The organism is Actinokineospora sp. (genome assembly GCF_050699995.1).
Classification (GTDB): Bacteria; Actinomycetota; Actinomycetes; order Mycobacteriales; family Pseudonocardiaceae; genus Actinokineospora.
Genome location: NZ_JBOHGC010000326.1, coordinates 1 through 3,570 on the forward strand (window position 1 = coordinate 1; position 3,570 = coordinate 3,570).

General features: G+C 69.6%; 2 protein-coding genes. One reads left to right on the top strand and one right to left on the bottom strand.

Translation table 11 applies throughout. The annotated features are described in order from the left end of the window. Positions 1-325: 325 nt before the first annotated feature. Positions 326-1,795 (top strand): IS66 family transposase, encoded by a 1,470-nt coding sequence (gene tnpC / locus ACRDSQ_RS16185; RefSeq protein ID WP_431422071.1) that lies wholly within the window; start codon positions 326-328, stop codon positions 1,793-1,795. 81 nt (positions 1,796-1,876) lie between these two features. Here tnpC (ACRDSQ_RS16185) and tnpC (ACRDSQ_RS16190) read toward each other — a convergent pair whose 3' ends face one another. Further along, the gene (gene tnpC, locus ACRDSQ_RS16190; RefSeq protein ID WP_431422073.1) at positions 1,877-3,280 is read right to left on the bottom strand and encodes an IS66 family transposase; all 1,404 of its coding nucleotides are present in this window, start codon (positions 3,278-3,280) and stop codon (positions 1,877-1,879) included. Positions 3,281-3,570: the final 290 nt, after the last annotated feature.

Genomic DNA, 3,570 nt, shown 5'->3' on the forward strand with positions numbered 1-3,570 from the left:
CTCTCCAACCGCCACGAGCCGGGGGCCGAGTAGGCGATGGCCCGCACCCCGTCCCACTTGAACTCAAAGGCCCAGCGCTCGTCGGCGGCCGGGACCGTCCCGGTGCGGGCCAGCATCGGCACGATCCGCTCCGGCATCGCCCCCCCGGGGTCCATCTCGACCGGCGGCATGATTTCGCCACCCCTCGGCTGGCTGGGTCCGGCACCCGCCAGTTCAGGCCTCGCCGTGGTTTCCAGCGCAAAAACAACGTAACCAGTCAGGTCCCATTCGCGCGGTTTGTGGTGTATCCACCGCGGACGGCGCGCGGTGATGTAAAACCGGTGGTATGGGTCTGGGTGATCGGATCGCTGAGCTTGAGGTTCGGCTGGCAGAGGTGCAGGCGGAGAACGAGCGGCTCCGGGCCGAGAACAGTGTGCTCGCTGAGCTGGTCGCCCAGCTCAAGGATCAGCTGGGCGCCAATTCGGAGAACTCGTCGCGGCCGCCGTCGATGGACCCGCAGCAGCCGCGCCAATCCCGCGCTGAGCGGCGCGCTGCGGCGCGGGCGGCACGGTCGTCGGGGCGGCGGCAAGGGAAGCAGCCGGGCGCGCCGGGAGCGAACCTGGCGCGGCGGGTTCCAGACGAGGTGGTCGTGCATCCGCCGGTGTGCTGTGGCGCCTGCGGGGAGGACCTCTCCGGCGCCGAGGTCGTGGGCGAGGTCCGCCGCCAAGTGTTGGAAATCCCCGAGATCCGGGTCCGGGTCACCGACTTCGTAGCCGAGCGCCGCCTGTGTGGCTGCGGCCACGAGACCGTGGGCGTGTTCCCCCCCGAGGCCAGAGCTCCCGTGTGTTGGGGACCGGAGGTGCGGGCGTTGGCGTTGTATCTGCTGGACCGCCAGCATCTGCCGTTGGAACGCACCGCCGAACTGTTGGCCGAACTGTTGGGGGCGCCGGTGTCGACGGGGTGGCTGTGCGCCGTGCAGGCCGAAGCGGCCGGCAAGCTGGCCGGGTTCATCGCCACGGTGAAGGACCAGCTGGGCGAAGCGCCGGTGGTCCACGCCGATGAGACCGGCACCCGGGTCGGGCTGAGCAAACGGTGGGTGCACACGTTGTCCACCAAGCTGTTGACCCTGTTGGTGGTGCACCCCAAGCGGGGGTTCGAAGCGCTCGAAGACATCGGCGTGCTCGGCGATTACCGCGGCACGATCGTCCATGACGGCTGGGCTCCCTACGACCTCTTCGCTGGCGCCACCCACGCTCAGTGCGGCGCCCATTTGACCCGTCACCTCAAGGCCGTGGGCCGCACCGAGGAGTTCGCCCAGTGGTGCGCAGAGATGATCGAGGTCCTCGTCGCCGTGAAGCGCGCGTCGGAAACTGCCGCCGCCGCGGGACGATCAAAAGTCGCCCCGGCCACGGCCAAAGTGCTCCGCCGCCGCTACCACAAGGTGCTCGACGACGCCTTCGCGCTCTTGCCCGAAGGGCCAAAACCTCGCCGCCGCGGGACAGGCGGCTGGACCGAAGCCCAGCGCAAAGCATGGAACCTGGCCACCCGGATGCGCGCCCAAGCCGATCAGATCCTCAGAACGCTCGACGACACGGCGGTACCCACCGACAACAACACTGCGGAAAGATCGCTGCGAATGGTCAAGCTCCACGACAAGATCAGCGGCGCCTTCCGCAGCGACGCCGGAGCCCAAGCGTTCGCCACCATCCGCAGCTACCTCCAAACCGCGGCCCTCAACGGCATCAACCGGCTCTGGGCACTGCACCAGATCTACACCACAGGACCCTGGCTGCCACCCGCGACCCGAGCTCCTTGAACGCCAGTCGATGACGACAACCGAGATCTGATCTCAACAGCCCGACACGCGCGAGAACGCCGACCTGACTGGTTACACTATTCAGGTGGCCGCCGGTGAGGGGATCATCCAGGGGTTCCCGTTGAAGAGTTGGATGAGCAGGTCGAGTGGGTTGTGCCCGTGCTTGCGGCCGGTTTCGATGTAGCTGCGGATGGCGGCGAAGCGTTCGGCGCCTTTCTCGCTTCGGAAGGTGCCGGAGATCTTCTGCTGGAGTTTGGCCATCCGGAGGTCTCTCTCGGCCTGGTTGTTGTCGAACGGGACTCGGAGGTCGGTGGTGAAGCGCAGGATTTCGGTGGCGTGGTTGCGGAAGGCGACGGCCAGGTTGTAGCCGGCGCGTTCCAACGGGTGTCGTTTGCGGCCGGCGGGGGGTTCGGGGTTGACGGCGAAGGCGTCGGCCACGATGCGGTTGTAGCGGGCGCGCAGCTGCGATCGTTGACCCGGAGGCACAGCCGGGAGGCCGGCCGCCAGCGCGGCCTCGCATCGTCGTTTGGCGTCGAGGAGCAACGCGGTCATGGCCGTCGCCCACGCCTCTTGGGAGGCGATCTCGGCTACGGCGGCGAGGTCGCGTAGTAGGTGGGCGTTACAGACGGCGTGGCGGGCGTTGGTGTAGCCCCAGTAGGACGCCAGGCGGTCATGGACGAGGGTGCCCCGGAAGCGGGGCAGGATCCCGATCTCGTTGATGGCTTCCCGCCCGCGGTGGCGGTGAACGGCCAGGTAGGTGAGCAGCACGGTGGCCGCCACGTGGATCCACCACTTCGTCCCGGCCACCCGGGTGCCGGTCTCATCGGCGTGGACGACGTCGGAGGCGGCTACCCGGTCGGCCAGGTCGTCGACGAACCCGGCGAGGCCGTCGGCCCCCTCGGCGGCGAGCGACGCCAACCACCCGCTGGAGACCGGCGCGCCCAGCATGTCGGCGAGCAGTTCGGCGGTGCGTTCCACCGGGAGGTGCTGGCGGACCAGGAGATAGATGGCGTAGGCCCGCACCCGCGGCCCCCAGCACGCCGGCGCCCTCGCCTCGGGGGGGAACTCGGCCGTCGTGGCCCGCCCGCACCCGCAGCGGCGCCGCTCGGCCCGGTGCTCGGTCACTTCCCGGCGCCGTTCGGGCAGGTCGAACACCTGGCGGCGTTCCACCCCCTCGACCGGGGCGCCCGCCAAGCCGGCGCCGCAACCCCGACACGCACCCGGAACGTGGACCACGACACGGTCCGGGTCGTCCACCTGCGCCAGGTGCGCACCCGGCGCCCCGGGCTGCTTCCCCTGGCGGCGCTTGTCCTCCTTCTGCGCTGCCCGCGCCGCCCGGCGCCGCTCGGCCCGCGACTCCCGCTGCTCCTGGGCGTCACGCGACGGCGGCAACGACGAGTTCCCCGAATGACGCCCGATCTGGCGTTCCAGCTCTCCGACCCGAGCTTCCAGCCCTTCGATCACCGCCGCCTGCGCCAGGACCATCTCCACCAGTTCCTTACGGGAGAACCCCTCCAGGGCCTCGGCCGTGACCGGCCGCCGGGAACCAGACGCAGCATCGATACCCCGCGTTCTACACCACCGCGCGCGCTACGTGGTGGATTCGCGCGAAACGCGCGATCGGTCTCCAAAGCCGAAACCCCTTATGGGACAAGGGACTCCAGCCGAGGCGGCCCTACACCTGAACAATTACACTCCAGTTGTCGGTGCCGGCGCTGCTGGCCGTGTAGCTCGCAGCTGCGGCTCCGACCCCGACCGCGACGCCGCAGACCACG

Excerpts from the sequence above, each read along its gene's own strand:
- tnpC (WP_431422071.1), top strand. The coding sequence starts at position 326 with ATGGGTCTGGGTGATCGGATCGCTGAGCTTGAGGTTCGGCTGGCAGAG.
- tnpC (WP_431422073.1), bottom strand. The coding sequence starts at position 3,280 with ATGGTCCTGGCGCAGGCGGCGGTGATCGAAGGGCTGGAAGCTCGGGTC.